At 43.3% G+C, this 24810-nt stretch carries 22 protein-coding genes and 1 pseudogene; 13 read left to right on the top strand and 10 right to left on the bottom strand.

Going from position 1 to position 24810, the window contains the following annotated elements:
- Positions 1 to 58 precede the first annotated feature (58 nt).
- The 7 genes from V7K21_RS18460 to V7K21_RS18430 all read left to right on the top strand — a co-directional run bounded on the left by V7K21_RS18460 (position 59) and on the right by V7K21_RS18430 (position 8825).
- Positions 59 to 2476, top strand: a complete 2418-nt coding sequence (locus tag V7K21_RS18460; protein WP_335176642.1) for a sucrose synthase — start codon at positions 59 to 61, stop codon at positions 2474 to 2476.
- 17 nt (positions 2477 to 2493) lie between these two features.
- Positions 2494 to 2706: a hypothetical protein gene (locus V7K21_RS18455; RefSeq protein ID WP_335176640.1), complete on the top strand. Its 213-nt coding sequence runs from the start codon at positions 2494 to 2496 to the stop codon at positions 2704 to 2706.
- Positions 2707 to 2776: 70 nt separating this feature from the next.
- Complete coding sequence (gene pgmB / locus V7K21_RS18450; RefSeq protein ID WP_335176637.1) at positions 2777 to 5833, top strand: beta-phosphoglucomutase; 3057 nt, start codon at positions 2777 to 2779, stop codon at positions 5831 to 5833.
- 552 nt (positions 5834 to 6385) lie between these two features.
- Positions 6386 to 6823, top strand: coding sequence for an RrF2 family transcriptional regulator (locus V7K21_RS18445; protein WP_334958130.1), 438 nt, complete (start codon positions 6386 to 6388; stop codon positions 6821 to 6823).
- Between the two features lie 297 nt (positions 6824 to 7120).
- Complete coding sequence (locus V7K21_RS18440) at positions 7121 to 7513, top strand: pentapeptide repeat-containing protein (protein ID WP_335176635.1); 393 nt, start codon at positions 7121 to 7123, stop codon at positions 7511 to 7513.
- Positions 7514 to 7611: 98 nt separating this feature from the next.
- On the top strand, positions 7612 to 8100 hold the full coding sequence (locus tag V7K21_RS18435; protein WP_273762221.1) for a DUF2243 domain-containing protein: 489 nt from the start codon (positions 7612 to 7614) through the stop codon (positions 8098 to 8100).
- Positions 8101 to 8216: 116 nt separating this feature from the next.
- Positions 8217 to 8825 carry a DUF4129 domain-containing protein gene (locus V7K21_RS18430; RefSeq protein ID WP_335176633.1) on the top strand — a complete coding sequence of 203 codons (609 nt, stop codon included), beginning with the start codon at positions 8217 to 8219 and terminating at the stop codon, positions 8823 to 8825.
- Between the two features lie 145 nt (positions 8826 to 8970).
- Here the strand turns inward: V7K21_RS18430 and V7K21_RS18425 are convergent, their stop codons facing one another.
- Together V7K21_RS18425 and V7K21_RS18420 are read right to left on the bottom strand one after the other, a co-directional pair.
- Entirely contained in the window at positions 8971 to 10251 is a 1281-nt protein-coding gene (locus V7K21_RS18425) for an aspartate aminotransferase family protein (RefSeq protein WP_335176631.1), read from the bottom strand.
- Positions 10252 to 10543: 292 nt separating this feature from the next.
- Positions 10544 to 10753, bottom strand: a complete 210-nt coding sequence (locus V7K21_RS18420) for a hypothetical protein (RefSeq protein WP_335176629.1) — start codon at positions 10751 to 10753, stop codon at positions 10544 to 10546.
- 377 nt (positions 10754 to 11130) lie between these two features.
- On the opposite strand from V7K21_RS18420, the gene V7K21_RS18415 reads away from it, so the two are divergent.
- Complete coding sequence (locus V7K21_RS18415) at positions 11131 to 12150, top strand: potassium channel family protein (RefSeq protein ID WP_335176627.1); 1020 nt, start codon at positions 11131 to 11133, stop codon at positions 12148 to 12150.
- Between the two features lie 21 nt (positions 12151 to 12171).
- On the opposite strand, the pseudogene V7K21_RS18410 reads toward V7K21_RS18415, so the two are convergent.
- From V7K21_RS18410 to V7K21_RS18390, 5 genes and pseudogenes are all read right to left on the bottom strand, one after another.
- Positions 12172 to 12516, bottom strand: a pseudogene (locus V7K21_RS18410) (heme-dependent oxidative N-demethylase subunit alpha family protein).
- 83 nt (positions 12517 to 12599) lie between these two features.
- Entirely contained in the window at positions 12600 to 13157 is a 558-nt protein-coding gene (locus V7K21_RS18405) for a methylmalonic aciduria and homocystinuria type D protein (RefSeq protein ID WP_335176625.1), read from the bottom strand.
- Between the two features lie 167 nt (positions 13158 to 13324).
- Complete coding sequence (locus tag V7K21_RS18400) at positions 13325 to 13456, bottom strand: hypothetical protein (protein ID WP_335176623.1); 132 nt, start codon at positions 13454 to 13456, stop codon at positions 13325 to 13327.
- A 176-nt stretch (positions 13457 to 13632) separates the two neighbouring features.
- A complete protein-coding gene (locus tag V7K21_RS18395) occupies positions 13633 to 13839 on the bottom strand; it encodes a glycogen debranching protein (protein ID WP_335176621.1) in 207 nt (68 codons plus the stop codon).
- 622 nt (positions 13840 to 14461) lie between these two features.
- Positions 14462 to 16240 carry an alpha/beta hydrolase gene (locus V7K21_RS18390; protein WP_335176619.1) on the bottom strand — a complete coding sequence of 593 codons (1779 nt, stop codon included), beginning with the start codon at positions 16238 to 16240 and terminating at the stop codon, positions 14462 to 14464.
- A 366-nt stretch (positions 16241 to 16606) separates the two neighbouring features.
- On the opposite strand from V7K21_RS18390, the gene V7K21_RS18385 reads away from it, so the two are divergent.
- Positions 16607 to 16831 (top strand): DUF6887 family protein, encoded by a 225-nt coding sequence (locus V7K21_RS18385; RefSeq protein WP_335176617.1) that lies wholly within the window; start codon positions 16607 to 16609, stop codon positions 16829 to 16831.
- A gap of 13 nt (positions 16832 to 16844) precedes the next feature.
- On the opposite strand, the gene rsmH is transcribed toward V7K21_RS18385, so the two are convergent.
- A complete protein-coding gene (gene rsmH / locus V7K21_RS18380; RefSeq protein WP_335176615.1) occupies positions 16845 to 17732 on the bottom strand; it encodes a 16S rRNA (cytosine(1402)-N(4))-methyltransferase RsmH in 888 nt (295 codons plus the stop codon).
- 253 nt (positions 17733 to 17985) lie between these two features.
- Here rsmH and V7K21_RS18375 point away from each other — a divergent pair, with 253 nt between their 5' ends.
- Entirely contained in the window at positions 17986 to 19170 is a 1185-nt protein-coding gene (locus tag V7K21_RS18375) for an NAD(P)H-quinone oxidoreductase subunit H (protein ID WP_334813256.1), read from the top strand.
- A gap of 178 nt (positions 19171 to 19348) precedes the next feature.
- Here V7K21_RS18375 and V7K21_RS18370 read toward each other — a convergent pair whose 3' ends face one another.
- Positions 19349 to 19672, bottom strand: coding sequence for a hypothetical protein (locus V7K21_RS18370; protein WP_335176613.1), 324 nt, complete (start codon positions 19670 to 19672; stop codon positions 19349 to 19351).
- A 101-nt stretch (positions 19673 to 19773) separates the two neighbouring features.
- On the opposite strand from V7K21_RS18370, the gene V7K21_RS18365 reads away from it, so the two are divergent.
- From V7K21_RS18365 to V7K21_RS18355, 3 genes are all read left to right on the top strand, one after another.
- Complete coding sequence (locus V7K21_RS18365; RefSeq protein ID WP_335176656.1) at positions 19774 to 20037, top strand: VOC family protein; 264 nt, start codon at positions 19774 to 19776, stop codon at positions 20035 to 20037.
- A 138-nt stretch (positions 20038 to 20175) separates the two neighbouring features.
- Positions 20176 to 21363 (top strand): class I SAM-dependent methyltransferase, encoded by a 1188-nt coding sequence (locus V7K21_RS18360; RefSeq protein WP_335176611.1) that lies wholly within the window; start codon positions 20176 to 20178, stop codon positions 21361 to 21363.
- A 360-nt stretch (positions 21364 to 21723) separates the two neighbouring features.
- Complete coding sequence (locus tag V7K21_RS18355) at positions 21724 to 22602, top strand: NAD(P)-dependent oxidoreductase (RefSeq protein ID WP_335176609.1); 879 nt, start codon at positions 21724 to 21726, stop codon at positions 22600 to 22602.
- 174 nt (positions 22603 to 22776) lie between these two features.
- Here the strand turns inward: V7K21_RS18355 and V7K21_RS18350 are convergent, their stop codons facing one another.
- Complete coding sequence (locus V7K21_RS18350; RefSeq protein WP_335176607.1) at positions 22777 to 24807, bottom strand: chromosome segregation ATPase; 2031 nt, start codon at positions 24805 to 24807, stop codon at positions 22777 to 22779.
- Positions 24808 to 24810 lie beyond the last annotated feature (3 nt).

Genomic DNA, 24810 nt, shown 5'->3' with positions numbered 1-24810 from the left:
ACAAGACTGGAGACAAAAATGAGGTCGTGACCTAGCTAAAGTACTGGAATTCGTCATCATGCATGAACTAGTTCAAGCTGTCTTCAACAGTGATGAAAAAACTGTTCTACATCAGTTTATTTATGCGTTGAATACTTCAGGAAAGCATTACTTCCTAAGAAATGAGATTTTGCTCCTCTTTGCTGATTACTGTCATCAATCCCAAAAACCAGCCTATTTTTACTACTCTTCTTCTGTTGGTAAACTGATACAGTACACCCACGAAATAATTCTCGAAGAGGAAAGTACCTGGTTCGTGGTTCGACCTAAGATTGCTAACCAACAAGTTTGGCAACTGACAGCCGATTTTAATAGTTTCGAGCAGATGACACCTCAAGCCCTGCTAGATGTAAGAGATCGCTTAGTTAACCGTTACCAACGCCACATTCTCGAAATTGACCTCCACCCCTTTTATGAGGGTTCCCCAAGAATCGACGACCCCAGAAATATTGGTCAAGGTTTAGCCTTCCTGAACCGTTACCTGTGCAGTCAATTGTTGACTGACCCCGAATATTGGTTAGAAATGTTATTTCAAGCTTTACATCGGCTGGAATACGACGGTATTCGCCTACTATTGAACGATCGCATTCCCTCCGGTATTCAGCTAGCTAAACAAATTAAGCAAGCGCTCAAATTCCTGAGTCAGCTTGAGCCTCATGAACCCTATGAAAAATTCCGCTTTGACCTCCAAGAACTCGGCTTTGAGCCTGGTTGGGGTAACACTGCGGTACGAGTCTCCCAAACCCTAGAACTTCTCGACCGACTCATTTTCTCTCCAGAACCTGGCATCTTAGAAACATTTGTCGCCCGTGTCCCCGCCGTCTTTCGCGTCGTCCTCATTTCCATCCACGGCTGGGTTGGACAGGAAGATGTTTTAGGAAGAGATGAAACACTCGGTCAAGTTATCTACGTCCTTGAACAAGCTCGCAGCTTAGAAAACAAACTGCGTGAAGAAATCAAACTCGCTGGACTGGACCTGCTGGGCATTAAGCCACATGTGATTATTCTTACGCGGCTAATCCCTAACTGTGAAGGGACATTTTGCAACCTGCGTTTAGAAAAAGTCCAAGATACTGAAAATGCTTGGATCTTGCGCGTTCCTTTTGGTGAATTCAATCCAGAAGTTACTAACAATTGGATTTCTAAATTTGAGATTTGGCCCTATTTAGAAACATTTGCTCTAGATGCAGAAAAAGAATTATTAACTCAATTCAAAGGCAAACCTAATCTGATTGTTGGCAACTACAGCGATGGGAACTTAGTCGCCTTTCTTTTATCTCGCCGGATGAAAGTTACCCAGTGCAACATTGCCCATTCTTTGGACAAACCTAAATATCTATTTAGTAATTTGTATTGGCAAGATTTAGAAGACCAATATCACTTCTCGGCTCAATTCACCGCCGATTTAATCAGCATGAATGCAGCTGACTTCATCATCACATCGTCCTACCAAGAAATTGTCGGCACACCCGACACCATAGGTCAATACGAGTCGTACAAGTGGTTTACGATGCCACAGTTGTATCATGTGGTTGATGGGATTGATTTGTTTAGTCCTAAATTCAACTTGGTGCCGCCGGGAGTAAATGAGAATATTTTCTTTCCCTATAGCCAAAAAGAAGACCGAGATATTAACCTTGGCACCCAAATTCACGACTTACTCTTTACCCGCGAAGATCCCCAAATATTAGGTCACTTAAAGAACTCTAATAAGCGACCAATTTTTGCTGCTGCTTCGGTCACTTCAATCAAAAATCTCACTGGGTTAGTTGAATGCTTTGGTCAAAGTCAGGCGTTGCAAAAGCATTGTAACCTGATCCTCTTAAGTGGTAAACTGCATCCGCATGAAGCTACCAACCCAGAAGAAGCAGAAGAAATCCAAAAACTTCACGACATCATTGATCAATATCATCTCTATGGTAATATTCGCTGGATAGGGATGCGTATCCCGACCCGCGACCTCGGCGAAGCTTACCGGGTAGTTGCAGACTCTCAGGGAATTTATGTCCATTTTGCTCTCTTTGAATCCTTCGGGCGGAGTATTTTGGAAGCGATGATTTCCGGCTTGCCAACTTTCGCCACTCAATTTGGTGGCTCTTTAGAAATAATCGAGAACCAAGAGAATGGATTTAATGTTAATCCTACAGACTTAGAAGGAACAGCAAAGAAAATTTTAGACTTCGTTGAGCAATGCGATACTCATCCTGAACATTGGCACGAAGTCTCAGAACGGATGAGTCAGCGAATTCATAATAGATATAATTGGCATTTACATAGTAATCAATTACTATTGTTAGCTAAAATGTTTAGTTTCTGGAACTTTGTTGCTCCAGAAAATAACGAAGCCAGAGATCGCTATATGGAAGCCTTATTTCATCTCATTTATAAACCTAGAGCCGAAAAGATTTTGGAAAAGCACATGGGGCATGGTGCTTAGGGAATGGGGAGTAGGGGATGAGAGGACAAGGGGATAAGGGGACAGGGGAACGAGGAGAATTAGAGACTGATTCATCCACCTTTGATACTCGTTCATTCACCTTTGATACTCGTTCATCCACCTTTGATACTCGTTCATCCACCTTTGATACTCGTTCATCCACCTTTGATACTCGTTCATCCACCTTTGATAGTCGTTCATCCGCCTTAGAACTCCGTTCATCTCTCTGAAAGACTCGTTCATCCACCTCGGAACTCCGTTCATCTCCCTGAAAGACTCAAAATCCCCACTCCCTACTTTATGCAAACAAAAGCTCGTTCTCGCCATTTTATCTACACAGACTGGATATTAATCGAAACCCAGTTTGACCCTGAGCAATTGCAATCCAAAGAAACCGTCTTTACAATCGGTAATGGATACTTGGGAACAAGGGGCAGTTTTGAGGAAGGGCATCCTCATGCATTGCCAGCTACTTTCATCAACGGTGTCTATGACGATGTGCCAGTGGTGTACACTGAACTGGTAAATTGCCCGGATTGGCTACCGTTGGTAGTGATTGTGAATGGCGATCGCTTCCGTCTCGATCAAGGTGAGATATTAAACTACGATCGCCAACTTGACCTGCGTCAAGGACTAGTAATCCGTGCCTTGCGTTGGCGTTCTCCGAGTGGGAACACCATAGATATCCATTTTGAACGCTTTGCTAGTCTTGCAGATCCGCACGTGTTGGCGCTACGCTGCAAAATAACGCCAGTAGATTTTGATGGGGTAATTGAAGTTCAAGCTAGCATTAACGGCTATCCAGAAAATCAGGGTTTCAATCACTGGGAAGGACTGGATCAGGGCAAGACAAACCAAGGAATCTGGTTGCAACGCCGCACCCGCAACTCCCGCATTGAACTCGGTATGGCAGCTAAGGTAACAATATCAGGCACTGAAGCATCTTTGCAAGTCAGTACCGCACCTGGTTATCCTACCTTGAGTACAACCTACCAGGCGAAAGCGCAACAGACCGTAACAGTAGAAAAAATCGTCACAGTTTTTACCTCGCGGGAGATTGAAACACCAGTCCCAGCAGCTCAAGAAAAACTTGCACACCTGCCAGACTATACAACATTACAAAAAGCCAATCTACAGGCATGGGATGAGGTTTGGCAGCAAAGTGACATTCTCATTGAAGGGGATAGCACAGCTACTTTTGCAGTTCGCTACAATCTGTTTCAGCTGCTGATTGCTGGCCCACAGCATGATGATCGGGTGAGTATTCCTGCTAAAACCCTTTCGGGGTTTGGTTATCGCGGTCATATCTTTTGGGATACAGAAATTTTTATGCTGCCCCTGTTTCTGTTTACCCAACCAGCGATCGCCCACAACTTACTCAGTTACCGCTGGCACACCTTACCAGGAGCGCAACGTAAGGCAGCCCATTACGGGTATAAAGGGGCAATGTATGCCTGGGAAAGTGCAGATACCGGAGATGAAGTGACACCACGTTGGGCACTCGAAAGTGATTTTTATGGTGAAGACGTGCGGATTTGGTGCCGCGATCGCGAAATTCATATCAATGCAGATATCCCCTACGGCATCTGGAACTACTGGGAAGCCACTGGTGACGATGAGTGGATGCAAAAGTGCGGCGCAGAGGTGATCTTGGATGCCGCCATTTTTTGGGGTAGCCGGGTAGAATTCAATCCTGAGCAGGAAAAGTATGAAATTCGGGGAGTGATCGGAGCGGATGAATACCATGAATTGGTTCACAACAATGCCTTTACAAACCGGATGGCGCAATGGCATTTAGAGAAAGCGATCGCAGTTTATGATTGGTTGGTTGACAAATTCCCCGAACGAGCCACCGAACTAGAACAGAAATTAAAACTTACCCCCCAAGAGCGATCGCACTGGCAAGATATCATCGCCAAAATATTGTTTTTCTATGACCCATCAACAGAACTAATTGAGCAGATCGAGGGATTTTTCCAATTGGAAGATATTAACTTAGCAGAATATGAACCACGCGATCGCTCCATGCAACCGATCTTGGGTATGGAAAAAACCAACAAATCTCAAGTACTCAAGCAGCCAGACGTATTAATGCTGCTTTATTTAATGCGGGAATCAGCAGATTTTCCCTATAACAAAAAAGCATTGCAGACAAACTGGGACTACTACGCACCCCGTACAGACATTACCTATGGTTCGTCCCTTGGGCCAGCAGTTCACGCCATCTTAGCTTCCGATTTGGGCAAATCAACGGAAGCTTACGAACAGTTTATGCACGCGTCAATGGTGGATCTTGAAGATAACCGAGGTAACACCAAAGATGGAATTCATGGCGCTACTGCTGGTGGCGTTTGGCAAGCTGTAATTTTTGGATTCGGTGGCATCCAACTAACCGAAAACGGCCCCGTAGCCAATCCCCATCTGCCCCCTGGCTGGACACGCCTGAAGTTTAAACTACACTGGCGCGGGAAATGGCACGAGTTCGATCTCCGTCCGGGACAAGTTGCCCAGGATATAACTAATCAACTAAAATCTCTCCAACTTTCCCTTTCTGCAAATCCCCCAAATCTCCGCTCAGAAGCTTCTGAACACCAAACTGCTTCCCCTACCTCCCCTGCTCCCTCATCCCCGCCAGTCGCCAATCCTCAATCCCAAAGCGAAGCAACCCATAACCTCAACATCCAAGGATTCATCTTTGACTTAGATGGTGTGCTAACAGATACAGCAGAACTTCACTATCTAGGTTGGCAAAAGCTAGCAGATGAAGAGGGTATACCGTTTAATCGGGAGGCTAACGAAGCGTTGCGGGGTGTATCCCGTCGTGCTTCCCTGATGCTGATTCTTAAGGATAGACCGTATTCGGAAGCACAAATCGAGGAGATGATGGAGCGCAAGAATCGCTATTATGTGGAATTGATGCAAAAGATGACGCCCCAGGATTTGTTGCCAGGTGCGATCGCCTTCTTGGATGAACTGCGGCAAGCTGGGATTAAAATCGGTATTGGTTCAGGCAGTAAAAATGCCCGTACAGTGATCGAGCGACTGGGCATTGCTGATAAAATAGATGCGATCGCTGACGGTTATAGTGTACAAGAACCCAAACCAGCACCCGACCTGTTTCTGTATGCAGCCAAGCAACTAGGACTCGAACCAGAGCAATCTGTAGTTGTAGAAGATGCCGCAGCAGGCGTTGAAGCGGCTCTAGCCGCTGGTATGTGGGCAGTAGGACTCGGCCCCGCTGAACGAGTTGGAGCCGCTCATGTTGTTTTGCCCAGCCTAGCAGGGGTCAAATGGGCAGATTTAAGAGCCAAATTAAGCAACATTGCCAGACAAAAGGATTTAGGAACTTCCAAATAAAATTTGTTGAAAGTCCATAAACAAGTCAACAAAGAGGCAGAGGAGTGGAGTTAAGTAGTAGTGCAAAATTAAATATACATTTGTCATTCCCAAAGTAAAGCGAAATGTTCGCCCTACAGCCTCTCTCAAGACAGGAGACGCTCTTGCGTTCCGGCATCCTACGGCAGGCGTTCTTGCAGGGTAGCAATTCACTTGCGGTTTGGGATTGCTTTGCTACATTTCATTTCGCTCGCAATGACATAAATAATTTTGCGTAACCACTTATGATCTGCGTCCTTTAAGTATCAAAGAACTTGTTAACGGAGTTCTTTGCCTGATTAATGAGTATTAAAGACTAGTTAAACTCTTAAACCCAAAAGACGGTACAATAATCAATCACTTTTATTTATCGAATTAAAAGCAAAAAATAGTTGCTTCTATCCTTAAAGGTCTTTAAAGTAGAGTTAGACTGTCAACAATAAGTTAATTGTAAAGTTTTTCTTAACAGTAAGGTTAGGGAAACCAACTAAAGGACTTTGTATCTTTAAAATATGACTTTAAAATATTACGCCTGTGGTAATCTCTAACAAATCAGAATACGCACTTCTAGCTCTGTTAGAGTTGGCAACCTGCTATCCTAACGGTGAAGCCCTACAAATTCGAGAGATAGCGGCATTGCAAGACATACCGAACCGCTATTTGGAACAACTCCTGGCAACATTAAGGCGTGGAGGTTTAATTAAGAGTATACGCGGAGCTAAGGGTGGCTATGTTCTGGCACGAGAACCTGGTAAGATTACAGTGTTCGATGCTTTTAGCTGCATGGAAGGGTCAGATATTGTTGTCTCTGATTGTGAGCCGACTCCCAACACGGTAGAAGGTGAGCTAATTCAGGAAGTCTGGCAGGAAGCACGTCAGGCTGCTAACTCCGTTTTGGAAAAATATACACTCCAAGACCTTTGTGAGCGAAGATCAATCCGCAAGCAGAAGGAACTCATGTATTACATTTAGGAAGGATGAAGTGGGAGAATTTTCATCCTTAGGAAAGTGGATTAAATAAAATGCAAAACTTCATCCTTTATCTTGCTTCCCTCTCTTTTATAAGGAGAGGGATTAAGGGTGAGGTAAGTCAGGGACATAAATTGTATATTATTTAATTCTTATTCTTTAATTAGTACTTACGCAAAATATCTCTCAAACTCTCATTTCTCCGTGTCCTCTGCGCCTCTGCGGTTTGTTATTCCATAACTCGTGCGTAAGTCCTATTTAATATCAAAGTAATAACGAGATAACCCGTGAGGCTGTTATATGCCTGAAGTCAATTCTCAACAGCCGATAAATAGTGCCGCTACTCTTGTGGAGAGTTATGCAGCCGGAAAACGAGATTTTAGTAAAGCAGAACTGAGTGATGCTGATTTGCAAAACATTAACTTGAAAGGATCTGATCTCAGTTATGCTGACTTGAGTGAAGCTAACCTGAGTGGCGCTAATTTGAGAGGAACTGACCTCAGCTTTGCCGATCTAAGTCAAGCTAATCTGAAGGATACTGATCTTAGGGGAACATTGTTGATGTCAGCGAATCTGTGCCAAGCTGACCTCAAAGGAGCGAACCTGGAAAAAGCAGACTATGATCGCAACACCCATTTTCCTCAAGATTTCGACCCAGTGAAAACGGGTATGCAGATTAAATTTGAAAATTGATTAATTTAAGTTGAATAATCGTATATACCTCAAGATAGAAGATTTTTTTTCTAAAAGATGTTGTATTTTGGTAAGAAAGCCTATCTATGAGGTTGACAATGGAGGCAAAAAGTGAAACCTTCTACCGACGCGCACCATTAATTAGTGCTGGAATTTGTCTTGGTGTGGGTCTTGGAGGATTTCTTGATGGAATTTTACTGCATCAGCTCCTCCAGTGGCATCATATGCTCAGTAGCATTCGACCTCTGACAAACACGGCGAATATAGATTTGAACATGGTATGGGATGGGTTATTTCATGCCTTGGATTGGGTATTCACCGTGGTAGGACTAGTGTTGCTATGGCGTGCAGGAGGGCGTGATGATGTTCCTTGGTCATCACAAACCTTTATTGGGTCAATAGTGATTGGAACTGGGTTGTTTGACTTTGTTGAAGGTTTAATTGACCACCAAATTCTCGGTATCCATCATGTGAAACCAGGCCCAAATCAGTTAGTTTGGGATCTAGGATTTCTTGCATTCGGTGCGCTACTTATTGTTATCGGCTCGATAGTGATAAAAAAAGAGTCAGTAGTCAATAGTCAATAGTCATGGGCATGGGGCATGGGGCATTGGGCATTGGTCAATAATCAATAGTTCTTCTTCCCCTGCCTCCCCTACCTCCCCTGCCTCCCCTGCCTCCCCTGCTTCCCCTGCTTTCCCCTATGCCTACAGATACTTTTGAAAAAACTAGCTGGAGTTGGCAGCTTTCTCAATTCCAACACCAAGTGGGAGAATGGTGGGAATACCAGTTTTACCGCTTTCTACAGGCTTTGCCCGAATTGCCTACTGGATGGTCGATTAACCCAAAGCTTGGCGAGTTGTTGAAATTCCTCTTTTGGCTGGTAATAGGCTTATTTATAGCTTGGGTGAGTTGGCGATTATGGCGAGAATTCAGTCCTTATGTATATTCTTGGCTGAATAGAAGTGGCAATCTCACTGATTTTCGCGTAAAAAATCCCTCTAGTGAGTCATCCATAGCCCTTTTGTTGAAGCGATCGCAAGAATTCTACCGTCAGGGTAACTACCGTGAAGCTTGCCGTTGTATCTATTTAGCGATGTTGCAGCAGTTGGATCAAAACACCATCGCACCCCACAAACTCAGCCGTACAGATGGAGAATATCTGCAATTGCTGCGATCGTCTGTGACTCCCATACAGCCTTATGAAACTTTAATTACCACTCACGAGCAATTATGTTTTGGTAATGCCGAAATTTTGCCAGACAATTATGAACAGTGTCGGCAAGCTTATCGGGAAATTTCCCCAGAATGAAGAGGGACGCAGGGACGTAAAGATTAAACTCTGTTCCCATGCTCTGTATGGGAATGCCTATTTAGAGGCTCTGCCGCCAAAGACTAGAGGCATAGCCTCCCTAAACACATTCTTTGGCAGAGCCAAGGAACGAGAGGTTGATATTTTATTTTGTGGCGATCGCGATCGCCTTTTCTACAGCTTCCAAGGCAGTGTTTACTTCCGCCTCTGTGACAATCAACGGTGGCACAAATCGGACTACTTTTGGCCCAGCTGGTACGAGCAATACGCCCTCGTTGATGGCAGCATTGACGACATCGGCTGCGGTTAGCTCAATGTTGGCTCGCAACTCGAAACCGTTGATTAAACCCCATCCCCGAACTTCCCCAACCTGCTGAGGATATTTTGCTGCGATCGCCCTCAATCCAGATCGCAATTGTTCACCCCTGTCTTGCACATTCTGCAAAATATTTTCCCGCTCTAATGTCTGGCAAACACTGAGTGCTACACCACACACAAAAGGATTTCCGCCAAAAGTACTGGCGTGTTCCCCTGGTTGAAAAACATCGCAGAATTTCTTGCTCATCATTGCGCCGATGGGGATACCGCCACCTAAGCCTTTGGCACTGGTGAAGATATCTGGTTCAACGCCGAGATGTTCATAACTCCATAATTTACCGCTGCGCCCCATACCAACTTGCACTTCATCAAAAATCAATAAAATGCCAGTTTCGTCGCAAATCTGCCGCAGCTTTTTGAAATAGGCAACATCTCCTGGACGCACACCGCCTTCTCCCTGCAATGGCTCAATCAGAATTGCTGCTACCCGATAATCACCTTCATCTAACTCGCTAATTGCCACTTCCACAGCGTTAATATCGTTGTAATTTACGTAGTGGAAACCAGGAACCAAAGGATCAAAATATTTTTGATACTTCGGTTGTGCAGTGGCGGTAATCGTTGCCAAAGTCCGCCCGTGGAAACTGGCATTGGCGGTTAAAATAATCGGTTTTTCAATGTCTAATACTGTATGGGCATATTTCCGCGCCAGTTTAATTGCGGCTTCGTTAGCTTCAGCTCCAGAGTTGCAGAAAAATACGCGATCGGCACAGGAATGATCAACGATCCATTTTGCCAATTCACCTTGCTCAGGAATGTAGTACAAATTAGACACATGGTGCAGCTTCTGAATTTGGCGTGTCACCGCTTCTACCATAGCTGGGTGGGCGTGTCCTAAAGTACAAGTGGCAATTCCAGCTACAAAGTCCAGATATTCTCGCCCCTGTGTATCCCAAACCCGGCATCCAGCACCCCGTTCTAGGGCTAAAGGAAACCGAGCGTAGGTAGACATAACAGCTTCATTAAAGCTATCTGCATCAAAGGGACTGGATGCTGACCCTGAATCTGGGGGGATGGTGGCTTGGTCAACGAGAGTTTCTAGGCTCACTACCGCTCCTCCTGAAAGTTTTTCATTATATAGTTATTTACTAGTTTCCTAGAAATCCCTAAAAATTACTTTTTATTTAGTACAACTTGTACTTCCTTTTAGGCTAACGCTTATATAACCTCAAACGCTTGGCGGTGGTGAAAAAAAACTTTGTACTCAACACTTGAACAATAGGCAGTTTGCGTAGGTGTAGCCCGTCGTAGGTATCGCAAGTCTTGGGTAGAGTCCAGTCTAGGGATTTTCTCACTGATGTCCAAGCCTGACTCGTCGCTAGTCTGCGGTTTTAATGGCGTTAAGACACATGAGGAAATTCCCCTTGCTGTGTGCGGGAAAACTCCAAGCGAGCTAAGTACAGCATTTCATTAATTCGTAGCAAATTAAATTTGGCAATCCCTTGCAATGTCAATGCATCAAGATGCATTGTTAATGCGTCCCTCTGCAATGCCAATGCATCCCGATACAATGCCAATATATCCCGATACAATGTTAATGCATCGGCCACATTGTTAATGCGTCTCCCTGCAATGCCAATGCATCAGGATGCATTAAAAACGCTACGCTTTTATGCAAAAAGGAATAATCATTAAGTACAAGTTTACGGAGAATTGGTATTAGAAGTATTGAGTTTGGACTATTACAGGACTTACGCAAAATCATGAAAAAACGAACCGCAAAGAACGCAAAGGACACAAAGGAATAAGACTTTTAGAAGGTTATTGCGTAAGTCCTATATTAGTTTAGATAACTTATAGTTTAAATGTACTAAAAAGGACGAATGCTATAAAGTTAGTAGAAAACTAAAAAAAGTAGGCTAAAAGTACTATTGTTACGTCATTCTCAACACTTGAGCAAAAATATCAACGGATCCAAAAGGAGTTAATGGCTGGGGCGATCGCTCTCGGCGGTGTTTTCGTCATTGGCACTTTGTGGTACTGGTTAGTGGAGGGCTGGTCATGGGAAGACGCGGCTTACATGACAGTCATCACTTTAGCGACTGTGGGATATGGAGAGATCCACCCGCTGGGTAGCCGAGGACGATTGTTTACAATTGCCCTGATTTTGTTGGGTGTAGTGAATATCGGTTACATTGTCAACAGATTTACAGAAGCGATTATTCAAGGCTACTTTCAAGAAGGAATTCGGCTACAGCAGCAGAGGCGGTTAATGGAATCCCTGTCAGAACATTACATCATCTGTGGATTTAGTCGGACTGGTCGTCAAATTGCCAAGGAATTTCGGGCAGAAGGTGTACTTTTTGTCGTGATTGATTCGGAGATAGAATCTATACAAAGGGCGCAGTTGGAAGGTTACACGGCATACCAAGGTGACGCTACCCTAGATGACACACTTTTGAAAGTTGGTATTGAAAGAGCGACTTGTATCGTTGCAGCACTTCCTTCAGATGCCGAAAATTTATATATTGTGTTATCAGCAAAAACACTAAATACAGGAATTCGAGCGATCGCCCGCGCAAGTACAGAAGAAGCTTTACAGAAGTTACAACGCGGTGGTGCAGATGAAGTGATATCCCCCTATATTACTGGTGGTAAGCGCATGGCTGCTGCGGCTCTCAGACCGCAAGTATTGGACTTTGTAGACGGGATTTTGACAGGTGCAGACCGCCAATTGTATATGGAAGAATTTTTACTCGACCCGGTTTTTTGTCCCTTCGTCGGTCAAACTTTACAAAAAGCGAGATTGCGATCGCAAACTGGGGCATTAGTTCTGGCAATCCGCCGCCTTGATGGGACTTTAATTGGTGGCCCTACTGGTGATACAGTTTTAATGTCAGGAGATCGGCTAATTGGCATGGGTACAGCCGAACAGTTGCGTGACCTTAACCAAATTCTCGGCCCAATTGGTTCTCATAAATTGCGTAAACCTAAGAATAATAACTGATAAGTACTTAGGCAGAATTAATTACCAAAACACTTGATCTTTTTTAACTACACCACAATCTCTAAAGTAAGTACGAACAGTAAACAGGGCTGCTTCATACTCTGGTAGTCCCCAAATTACTTGTCGCTCAATTCGCAGATAAAGCTGGGGACACTGCGGATCAAAGTTTCTACCTTGCTATTAGCTAACTGACACACCAGGCGGTGATTCGGGATGATGGTTGAGGCGGGTGTCAGTACTCAAACCCCAAGCAAAGCGCACCATCGGTTTGTGGGTAATCATTGTATGAGCGATCGCATCCCCTCGCCGATTAATTTTTTCCATACCTGCCACAGGTGCATGTATCCTAGCAAAGTCTTTACCAATTTTCTCCTCATTTCCAATATATATGAAGGGATGAGGGAGATTAGAAAAAAATAACCAATGACCAATTGACTAATCACTAATGACTAATAATCAATTTCTTTCCACCCATGCATGGCTGCTATGCCTTTTGTAACCCATTCGATCGCAATTGGGGGAGCTTCTGATATCAAAATGCTAGGATAAACTGCTGCACCCCAGTCGGGATGCACTAGAATACGGCATTGATTTTTAATCACTGGATAGTTGAGCAAAGCTTTGACAACTGCTGTGTCATCATGTGGAATTGCTCCGGGATGAGACAGTAAAGGATAGCCTGTACGAGGGTCGATTAGGTCTGTTAAATAGCCGCGATCGCGCAGATTAAATGATAAATCGCAGCCAAATCTCATAAACTTTTCTCGCAAGCGTTCTTTCTCTGTCTCTACTTCTGCTGTCTTTTCGACTAGTTGATAACGCGATTGCTGTAAGACAATCACTACTCGTAAAAATGGCTGTCGTTTCCAATCTGGTAATATCCGTTCGCAGTTGGCACAGATATATTGACTGGGAGCATGAGTTGAAATTTGAACCGCTTGTCCCCTTTCGTCAACTAAATTAATGGGACAGGCTTGCTCCGAAGTGTAAACTCTGGGATAGTTCACTAAATTGGTTCGGTTTTGGCAAATTTTTTAATTTAATCTACGGTATAGATAATAACTCTTAAAAGTTCCAAAAAATTATCAATTTTCTCTAATATATTACTTTTTTTGGAAGCAGTTGTTAATAATTTGATAATTTTAATCCGAATTTTATCCTTCATTAACCTGTTCTAATGGGATTTGCTGCGATCGCTGTAAGTATTGGCATAAGTGCAGCGTGTGGTAGACAAGCGATGCCTATGACGGGCTACGCCTACCCACCTGAAATATGTTCGAGCAAAATCCCCAAAAATGACCTCCATCTCAGACGATTTGCATCTCAAACCAAAATGGTTTAACTGTCAGCAAAGCAGGACTAAACAGGCATCTTGTGAGGCAAAGCGCGTCGGAGTTTGCCCAAAGACAAGCTGAAAATACAAAGCTAATCTTGTCTGCTAGGAAATGGCTAACCGATGCAGCATACTTTCCATGCACCTAATTAATTGAGTTTTAAAGAATTCACCGGTACTTCATCCCAAGAATCGACTGTCCGCAATTGCGCTACCCAACCGGCTGCCTTTTGCGTCTCGGTCAAATTATTCTCAAAGGAATTATGACAATCTTTGGCTTGAGATTCATTACAAGTGGCAATACAGGCATGAATCATTCCAGACGGATCAATTTGCTCATTTACCCAAATAGTCATAGAGTATTCCCTCAAAAACTTTAGCGAAAAAAGCTATTCGTTATTTTAGAACACTATTAGAGTTGAAAATTGGAGAGCAAAATCGGTAACAAGTAGTAAACTAATCCCAATTACCGATTACTAATTTATATTACCCAGTTCCGCTTCATCTGCTAGGCACAGCACTAATTACATTATCAAGGCGATAAAGCTGTAGCACCTCTGACATATAAAGAAAAAGGTACAAGCTCACTTCGGCTAGCGAGCGGGCAAGCTCTGTGCATCGCCTAAATTTATTTATGGGGTTCAAAATGTTTGACTTTTAACCTTTGACTTTTGACTTCCCCGTTCGCGTAGCGTCTCGCAGAGAAGGGGCTGACACCACCTTGTTTTGCCGAACTATTCAAAAAATCTCTGAATAGCGACTTGGATACGTTGCAACGTTATCTAGAGGTCACACTAGACGCAGAAGCGAAAGCTGTTTCGGTGATTGGGTTTTAGTGTTAGTTATGTAACAGTATGATAGCAGGGCTGATATCTGATGCGGCGGGACTGCAATAGACCTGATGATAAATTCTCTCATGGGTTCCATCTGGAGGAAAGCCAAAGTTATACATTTTCAAGTTATGCGAATTGTTTGGATTTATCCTTTTGCGGATTCGCCTTGAGCAAACGGAGTTTTACGAGTTGCAAGCAGAACTTGGATATATTTGCTTTTACAATCTTCAGAAAATTTTGAATTAAGTAACAATTCATCAGACTGATTTGAGCCTGTCTGTTGGTGTATAGAATCTGAATATCTCTTAAGTAGTCCCTTATAACCAAGAAAAGCAAGTTCATTAATTAGGAGTTGACAAAATTCGCCCTCCAAGTATCCTCCATGTACGTTGATATACCTGGGAAATCTAAAAAAGTACGCTCCACACAATTGAACATAGTCCCAAAAATTGAGAGCAGATTGTTTCTTGGAGAAACTGAGAATTCCTCTCTTTGATCTTTCTGTATCAGTGCAATCAGTATAATCAGTGCAATCAAAATATGTAAAAGAGTCTGCAATAGCCTTCTCGTGAAGTAGAACGTTATTATTCAGGCAATGTAAACTCTTACGCTCGTTTGAGGATGCTCGGATTTCCAGATATTCAGAAGGAGGAGTAGGGTTAGTAAAATCGGCATTCTGACAATTCACTATACCATAATCTTTTGGTAACGATTTTTTATTATCAACAGTTACGTTACCTAATTTATATCCTCTATCCCTAGTTTTAGTTGGAAAACTAAAGTAATTAGCAGCGGGTGAAGCCAAGCGTAATGCTAAATCAGCTTCGTTAGAAAATATATAGGCTTCTTCACAACGCGTCAACGAAGATTTAAGAAAATTAGCCCTAGAAGTTAAAATCGATTCCACAGGAATATCTGGTGCAACAAGCACCAATCTTCCTAGTTTAAATACATTACCAATTTTAGAAGAAGGTTTATGAATAAGTGCGTCAGGGTCAAATACATCAGAGAGAATACGAATCGTCTGAGTTGCTACTTCACAACCTAAGCTATGAGCAATAAATGATACTTTTATTCTAAAGTTTTCCCTATTTTTATTATTGTGAGATTTATCTAATATTTCTATTTCCTTTTGTAAATCTTGGAAGAATGCTACTAAATCTAGTACACCATAATTACTAGCCCGAAAGCGATCGCGAGGGTAAGATGTCACACGGAGGATGATTAGTGCTAAAATTATACCGACCAACAATATGAAGAAAACGATGACAAATATTAGCCACGGATAAGGATTTTTGACAAATAGACTGAAAATTGCACCAAACAACCAAGCAAAAAAAACCAATAATAATCCATTCGGGATGATGCGTAAAGAATCTGTTGCTTTTGCTATGTGTGTTATCCAAAGTCCAAGCCCAGATGCAAGGATAATAATTAACAGAGATGTTAAAATAAAATTCGATGCAGTATTTGTCCAGAGTGTTAATATAATAGCTATTAAACTAAATACAAGGGAAGTAATTAATATTCCCACAATTAAACTTGGTAGTGATTCTAAGGAATTTCCAGTTTGAACTAAAGGATTTTCAGTAGGCCAGCGATAGCCAATAAATACACAATTGCGATTGTCAGGTGTCAGTCCTGAATCTTGTGAATTGGCATATTTGCAGGCTTTATTATAGCGGTTTTTAGCATCTTCTTCAGAATTAGCATAGCCATGTATATGGAAGACTAATTCCGGTTGATCGCTATTAATGAGATACTCAGCAATTTTCTTTATATCTACACTATAATTATGCTGTTGAGGTTCAGGTGGATCTTCAACATTAATAGTTGCAGTACTTTTTACATAATAGCCAGGTACTTTAGAATAACTACCTTTTTCAAGAACCTCAATGGTATATGCTGATTCTGGATTTGACATATATTTGAATATCTTGTTATGAAGACGAAAACAGTTCTTTAGTGATAATTAGCAGCTATAAATTGCTTAGATATTACATTAAGTCGAATTAATTATAAAATAAAATTTAAAAAAGTTAATTTATCTGAAGAAAAAATATTTTTTTAATCGTATTTTTCCCTAGAGTATTGCTGGATTGGTAAAATTAATTGATAAAACTTCTTGGCATATGAGGAAAATATTATAGAGATATACCCTAATGGTAAATGGAGATATAGGACTCCGATTTGATTTCTGAAAACATACTGAGACTGAAAAGCCCCTTTGTTTGATCGCGGTTTGATCTGAAATCTTATTCAAAAATCAGATATGAGTCCTATATATAGGATGAGCAAGCCTAACTTTCATGCAATGAGTCAGAAAGAGTTACATGATTACGTTCTTGTTCATCGGGAAGATCAGGAAGCCTTCTACGCTTATGTGGATAAGCTGCATGTTGAAAGTAATTGGATTGAAATGCCACCATTACAGTCAGAACAAGATTTAGAAAATTATCCTAAGTTCATTGAGCGTATTCGCAGCAGTTCTGAGCCAGGAGATGGAGCAGTTTAACGCTGCATTGCAGTTACACCAGCTTTTGGGCTATCCTCATTTTGGCCGATCGCGATCGCATATTCCTCTCAATTTCCTCTTCTTGGGCAATAATCGGCTTTTTTGTCAGGACTTTTAACAAAGGTGAATTTCTTAAACTATGCTTCACCGGGCGGTCTTCTAAGCTGTGAAAACTGATAATCGCAATTCTGCCACCAGGGACAAGGGCATTTGGTGCTTTATCCAAAAAGGTTTCTAGGGATTTTAACTCGTCGTTGACGACAATTCGCAGAGCTTGAAAAACACGGGTAGCGGGGTGAATTCTCCCATAACGGTATTTCGGGGGAACTGAAGAAGCGATCGCAAGAGCCAATTCAACAGTCGTGTGCAGCGGCCGGCGTTCGACAATGCGTCTCGCAATGCGCCGCGATAATCTTTCCTCACCGTACTTAAAGAAAATATCTGCTAAATCCGCTTCATCCCAATTATTGATCACATCAGCAGCAGTTAGCGATCGCCCTCGATCCATTCGCATATCCAAGTTCGCGGCGTGGCGAAAGCTGAAACCCCGTTCCGGCTGATCTAAATGGTAAGAACTCACCCCCAAATCGGCTAAGATACCATCGAAAGTGTTAGGGGTAAACTCGTAGTCAGCAAAATTGCTATAAATAAATTGTACGCGATCGCCATATTCAGCTAAATTCTTCTTTGCGGCTGCTAAAGCCTCCTCATCTTGGTCAACTGCCGTTAACCGCACATCCGCAGCAGATTCTAATATCAGGCGACTGTGACCACCACCGCCTACCGTCACATCTAAATAATGCCCGCCCGGACGCACCGCCAAACCCTCAATTACCTGCCCACCCAAAACTGGCACATGAAAAAATTCCTGCGCCTCAACTCCCTGAAATCGAGCTTCCATATAATAATTGAAGAAGTGCAACAAAATTAAACATCAAGTAAAATCCCTCCTCTGTCACCCCTTCTCCAACATACCCCTGTATGAGCAATACATCTAGACGCCCCAAAGGCAGTTTTCCTGAGAGTATTGCTCCTGCAAGCTCGATTTTGGCTTGGCAGACTAAATAAATCGGGTCTGGTTGGCATTTTGGCGGTTCAATTCAAAATTTTGGCTTTGGCACGCTACACGAACACAACGGGAGAACACGAAATCTATGACCAGACTAGAAACCCGCACTGAACCGATGGTGCTAAACATGGGGCCACACCACCCCTCAATGCACGGGGTTCTGCGGCTAATCATGACTCTGGATGGCGAGGATGTCGTTGACTGTGAACCAGTCATCGGCTACCTGCACCGGGGAATGGAAAAAATTGCAGAGAACCGCACTAATGTAATGTATGTCCCCTACGTCAGTCGCTGGGACTACGCTGCGGGAATGTTCAACGAAGCCGTCACTGTCAACGCCCCAGAAAAGCTTGCAGGTGTCGCTGTCCCCAAACGTGCTAGCTACATCCGCGTCATCATGCTGGAGTTGAACCGCATCGCTAACCACTTACTGTGGTTTGGCCCCTTCCTAGCTGACGTGGGCGCTCAAACTCCCTTCTTCTACCAGTTTCGGGAACGGGAGATGATTTATGATTTGTGGGAAGCCGCCACAGGCTATCGGATGGTGAATAACAACTACTTCCGCGTTGGTGGAGTAGCAGCCGATTTGCCCTATGGTTGGGTAGATAAGTGTCTGGAATTCTGCGACTACTTAATACCCAAAGTTGATGAGTACGAACGCTTAGTAACCGATAACCCTATCTTCCGGCGACGTGTTGAGGGTCTTGGCACTATCACCCGTGAAGAAGCAATTAACTGGGGACTTTCTGGCCCAATGTTACGCGCATCTGGCGTGCAATGGGATCTGCGGAAAGTTGACCATTACGAATGCTACGACGATTTTGACTGGGACGTACAGTGGGAAACTGCCGGTGATTGCTTTGCCCGTTACGTGGTGCGGATGCGGGAAATGCGCGAATCTGTGAAGATTATTCGTCAAGCAATTAAAGGACTTCCTGGCGGCCCTTACGAAAATCTGGAAGCCAAGCGTTTAGCCGCAGGTAAAAAATCAGAGTGGGACGCATTTGATTACCAATTCATCGGCAAAAAAGTTTCCCCCACTTTCAAGATTCCTAAGGGTGAAATCTACTCCCGTGTAGAAAGTGGCAAAGGTGAATTGGGAATTTATTTAGTTGGGGAGGATAATGTCTTTCCTGCACGGTGGAAAATTCGCGCAGCGGACTTCAACAACCTCCAAATTGTCCCACATTTACTGCGCGGAATGAAGGTTGCAGATATCGTGGTGATTCTCGGCAGTGTTGACGTAATCATGGGATCTGTAGATAGGTAGAAAATATCCATCCAAGTAGTTTTTTAGAGCAGTTGCATTGTAATGCAACTGCTCTTTTTTTTATAATTTTTGAAGACGCGATAAATCGCCGTCTCTACGAAGGACTGATTATTGTACAGACGGCGATTTATCGCGTCTCTTGTCTTGCACTATTCACTAATCTGGCTGGAAAAATTTTTTACTCATATAACACCAACAAAGCCTTGATATTGTTGGGTTTCGTTCCTAAACCCAACCTACGCCTTGCGTAAAATACTGAAATGAGAAAGCAAACTTGGGTTTGAATAAGTAAAAGCTTGTTTTGCTTACGGAAAACACCAAAATGAGAAAGCAAAACAAGTTTTTGCTTGCGGAAAACACTGAAATGAGAAAGTAAAAGCTTGTTTTGAGAAAACAAATGCTTGTTTTGCTTGCGGAAAACACCAAAATGAGAAAGTAAAAGCTTGTTTTGAGGAAGCAAATGCTTGTTTTGAAAAAGCATTTCAGTATTTTGAGAAAGCAATCAGGTATTTCGATAAATAAATTAGGCATTTTGATAAAGAAATCCGCAAATATACCTGACAATTAAAAATCCCAGATGCACAGAACTAAGTCGGCATTTAGATAACTCAGGTAACCACACTAGCTTTCTCCTCCAGTAGCGAGGCACATAAATTATTTCCTAACGGCTTCCATGCCAACGACGCCACACAACCACCGACATTAATCCAGATATCATTTATCACACCTGATGTTGGCAGCGCTTATATGAGAGCGATCGGGGCAGGCGCAAAAACACTAGATGCCCCTAGAACTCAGCCTGGGGGACACACTATTGTTCGTGTCCGCGATCCTAATGGCGTACTTGTATCGTTGGTGAGTGGGTGAATTCTTACAATTGAATTTAGTCAAGATAGCTTTCCCATGCTTGTGATTCAGTCAATATAGAGAAAGTCACGGGTAAAACTGTCTGTTGAAGACTTAGAAGTTAAATTGAATTCATAACTCTTAACTCTTGACCTTCCTATGGATTCCAATCCAGCGCTGTGTGCAGCGATCGCAAATCACATTACCACCAGTCGCCAGCAGCGAATTACTTTTGCCCAATTCATGGAGATGGTATTATACCACGCTGAACATGGCTACTATTCCAGCGATGCAGTCAAAATTGGCTTTCAAGGTGGTGATTTTTTCACCTCTGGTAACCTCTGTGCTGACTTTGGCGAGTTACTAGCAGAACAATTTTTGCAGATGTGGGAGATTCTAGGAAAACCTGTACCCTTTTCTCTGGTAGAAATGGGAGCAGGTCAAGGACTGCTAGCATTGCATATCCTCAAATATCATCAGCTACGCTATCCAGATTTTTTTACTGCACTGGAATACATCATTATTGAGAAGTCCCCAACTTTAAGACAAGAACAGCAGCAACGCTTGCAAGATTTCCCCGTGCGTTGGTGCAATCTAGAGGATATACCATCTAATGCGATCGCTGGCTGCTTTTTTTCTAATGAGTTAGTAGATGCGTTCCCCGTGCATCAATTCATCCTAGAAACAGGAGAACTCCGAGAAATTTATGTGACAACAGACAAGAATGAGAAAGAAACCAATGCCCCATACCCATCATTTGTGGAAGTCACAGGAGAACTTTCAGTGCCCCAACTGGCTAAATATTTGGATTTAGTGGAAATCGACTTTGCCCAAAGTGTATACCCAGATTGTTACCGCAGTGAAATTAATTTAGCTGCTCTAGACTGGTTGAGTATAGTAGCAGACCGCTTGCAGCGCGGATATGTGTTAACAATTGATTATGGCTACCCCGCCAGTCGTTACTATAATCCCAGGCGATCGCAAGGAACGCTACAGTGCTATTACCATCACCGTTTCCATGACAACCCCTATATTAATATTGGGCGACAAGATATCACTGCCCATGTTGACTTTACGGCTTTGGAACGCTGGGGTGAGAAGTGCAATTTAAAGAATGTTGGTTTTATCCAGCAAGGATTATTTTTGATGGCGTTGGGGTTAGGCGATCGCATTGCTGCCGTTTCTGATCAACAGCAACCCCTCTCACAGTTACTACAGCGCCGGGACGCACTACACCAACTTGTAGATCCCACAGGACTGGGCGGTTTTGGAGTCTTAGTTCAGAGCAAAGGTCTAAACAAGACAGAAATTTTTCAACCACTAAAAGGATTGACCTTGCCACAGTAAACGTAAAGAAAGAAAAGTTAAAACTCTATTTAAGAATGCATTGTCAGTCTGATTTAGACTAGCATAACAGTGATTACTGTAAAGTTAAACACTATCAAAGTAATAATTATGTCCACTCATGACCTGCTAATGTTAGCAACACTACTTACCCCTGGTATTTTACTTTCAGTGATAATTATGGTGACTTTTGCCGCTGGTGGTTGATTGCCAGAGTTAGAGAATAGAAAGTGAGGAGTAGGAAACTGGGATTTGAGATTGTATCTTAAGTCTTAAGTAACTACTTCCCAACTAATTTGAATCAAACAATGCAAAGGCGATGTCCACGATGGGCTGTGACGCTGTATTAAAGGAACGTGAAAAATGAAGGTGGCATTTCTGGGAACTGGACTAATGGGACTACCAATGGCTCAAAGGTTATTAGCCGCAGATATACAGCTACTTGCCTACAATCGCACCCCAGAAAAATTAGCGCCACTGCAAGCAGCTGGGGCTGAAATTGTCACACATCCCCGCCACGCCATTCGTGCTGCTGAGTGCATAATCCTCATGCTTACTAATGCCCCGGCCATTTATAATGTGCTGCTTTCAGATACTGCTTGGCAAACTTTGAAAGGGCGCACTATCATCCAAATGGGAACAATTACTCCCACAGAAAGCCAGGAAATTAGAGATGCAGTTGTTGGGGGTGGTGGTGAATATTTAGAAGCACCCGTATTAGGGAGTATCCCGGAAGCAAAAGCTGGCAAGTTGAGTGTTATGGTAGGGGCAGAGGTAGAACAATATCAACGCCATTTAAAGTTACTCCAAAATTTTGGGACAGAACCTTTACTTATAGGCCCTGTGGGATCTGCGGCGGCGCTCAAATTGGCACTAAATCAACTAATAGCTTCCCTAACAGCTAGCTTTGCTCTGAGTTTAGCTTTTGTCCAGCGTCAGGGTGTCGATGTGGATGTGTTTATGCAAATATTGCGCGACAGTTCACTCTACGCACCTACTTTTGATAAGAAGCTACAACGGATGTTGGATGGCAATTATGCTGATCCGAATTTTCCCACAAAACACTTGCTTAAAGATACAGAATTGTTTATCTCTGAAGCAAAATTTCAGAGTTTGGATCTCAGCAGTATTAAAGGTGTGCGGCAAATCTTGCAAACAGCCGTGAAAATGTCATTTGCTGATGATGATTACTCATCACTATTTTCTGTAATTAAGGAATGGGGCGAAGCGATCGGGGAATAAATTTTTGTAGGATAGCACAGCTAACTGTGCTATCCTAAGCCGTGGTTTATTTGCTTAAAAAAAGTTGTAAATTGAGACACATTGAGAGAAGTTTCTCCCTACACCCCAGTATCCCTGACATACACTTTGAAAATGCTGAATTAAAAGGTTTTAACTGAATGGTTAATAAGGATATTACTGCCCATTAGTAGTAGTTGATGGTGGAAATGGTTGAGATTCAGGCTGAGGCTGAGGTTGAGGTGACGGTTGAGGATTGAGAAATTCCTGCCAAGTCTTAATTTGCTCTTGCGCTGCACTGTAAGCAGCACTACCACGGGGAATAGATTTGGCAATCTCAATGCCTTTGGCAATATCAGACTGACCTTGAGAGCGTGCTATTTCTAATAATTGTTGACTCCACTGGTCAATAGCCAGATTTGCATCCATTCGTAAGATGCTATTGTTTGAAACCCGATCTGCCAACCGTATTGCTTCAACCAAGTCTTCTGGCGTGCCAGAAGCCCCCACTTCCTGGGCTTTTTTCCAATTTTCTTTGGTGCGGATTTGCCCTTCCCAGTCATTTATCGCAGCTTGTGCTTCCCTAGAAAGCGCCCTTCCCGACGAGGCAATTTGTTGAGCGGCGCTAATGGCGGCAGTGAGATTTCCACTCTGAGCCAGTTCTTGGGCTTGATCCAAGTAGGGTTGGTCTTGAATTCGCTGAATCTTTCCTACCCAAGTACGAATTTTTTTCTGTGCTTCTGGATATAATGCACGACCTCTACGAATTTCGCTGGCTTGGGCGATCGCTGCTTGCAAGGAGTTGATATCGTCGAATACTGCTATTTGGTCGGCCCGTTCCAAATAAGGTTGGTCTTCAATTGTCTCAACTTCGGCACTCCAGCGACCTATCTCTTGCCTGGCTTCTGTGGCGCGGGGGTTACTAGCAGGGATCAGCTGCACTTGGGCGATCGCTGCTGTTAAATTAGGGACTGTTCCCTGGCTAGCTAATATTCTCGCTTTGTCTAGATGGGCAACATCTTCAATTTCCAACTGCCAACGAGCAATCAGTTGCTGTGCTTCGTTATACACTGGCCTGGAAGGATCAATTTGTTGTGCTTGGGCGATCGCAGCCTCTAAACCAGAAACATTACCGATCCAAGCACTCCTTTTCGCGTCAGCCAAGGCAATAAAGTCATCTGTTTCGCCCTGGAGTTTCGCACTCTCTGGAATTTGTCTAGCAATATTCAGTGCTTCATCCGCATCCCGCTTGTCTAGTTTTGCCTGTGCCAACTCCAGCATTTTGCGTCCAAATGCCGGAATCGCTTCCTGAGCTTTTTGGTAAAGGTAACTTTCCTGCCCAATCGATTCAGCTAGCTTGATCGCTTCTAGTAAATTATCAACTACTTTACTAGAAGCTAAGTTTTCAGCTTTTCCTAACTTATCGCCATCTTCTCGCGCTGTGGCAATCAGGCGATTCAATTGGTCGTATTTAGTAGTTGCCCAGTATTGATTATCTACGCGCAGCATTTTGGCGGACAGCATGAATGCCGATTGCCAGCGCCGTTCCCGGACTTCGGCGATCGCACCGTTGTATGTGGCTTCTGCTTTTGACCAAATTGACTGCCATTTGCCAATTTGCTCATCGACTAATTTATAAGCTGCTACGTCTTCGGGTATTTTCTCAGCAGTAGCGATCGCTTCCTCTAAATTCCCTGTTTGAAAACTTTGATCAGCTAGCTTCAAAATATCTCGCGACCATTCTTGGATGAAACGATCAATTTCTCCATGCAACGGGTGATTTTGTGGTAGTTGCTTCACCAGAGCGATCGCTTGCAGTAGGTCATTCACTGTCTGTTTAGAAGCCGCCAACTGAGCGCAGTGTATCCGCACAGAAGCACTAGCTAGGGGCCAAAAAATCGATGGGCAATTAGGGGCAGCTGGCAACTTCAGCAGCATTGCCATTGCCAAGAATCCTACACCGCCGGTAATTAACATTAGTAGTACTGGCCACCACACCCAGCTTTTCATCCAGCGTGGCCATTTCCCAGGACTTCTGCTGAGTTGGGCAGTTTTTCGCCGCTTCACTGACTTGGAGCTAGAATCAGTAGCTGGGGCATCAAATGGTTGAGTTTCACCGAATTGTTCTGTTCGGGATAATCTTGCGTTTTGATCTGGCTCTCTTGCTTTGCCTGTTGACCAACTGTCTGGAATATCCCGCTCTGTCATCTC

Origin of the sequence: Nostoc sp. (genome assembly GCF_036919595.1) — a bacterium.
Lineage (GTDB): Bacteria > Cyanobacteriota > Cyanobacteriia > Cyanobacteriales > Nostocaceae > Nostoc.
Note: the sequence above shows the minus strand (reverse complement) of the source record. Positions and strands in the feature narration are given on the sequence as shown.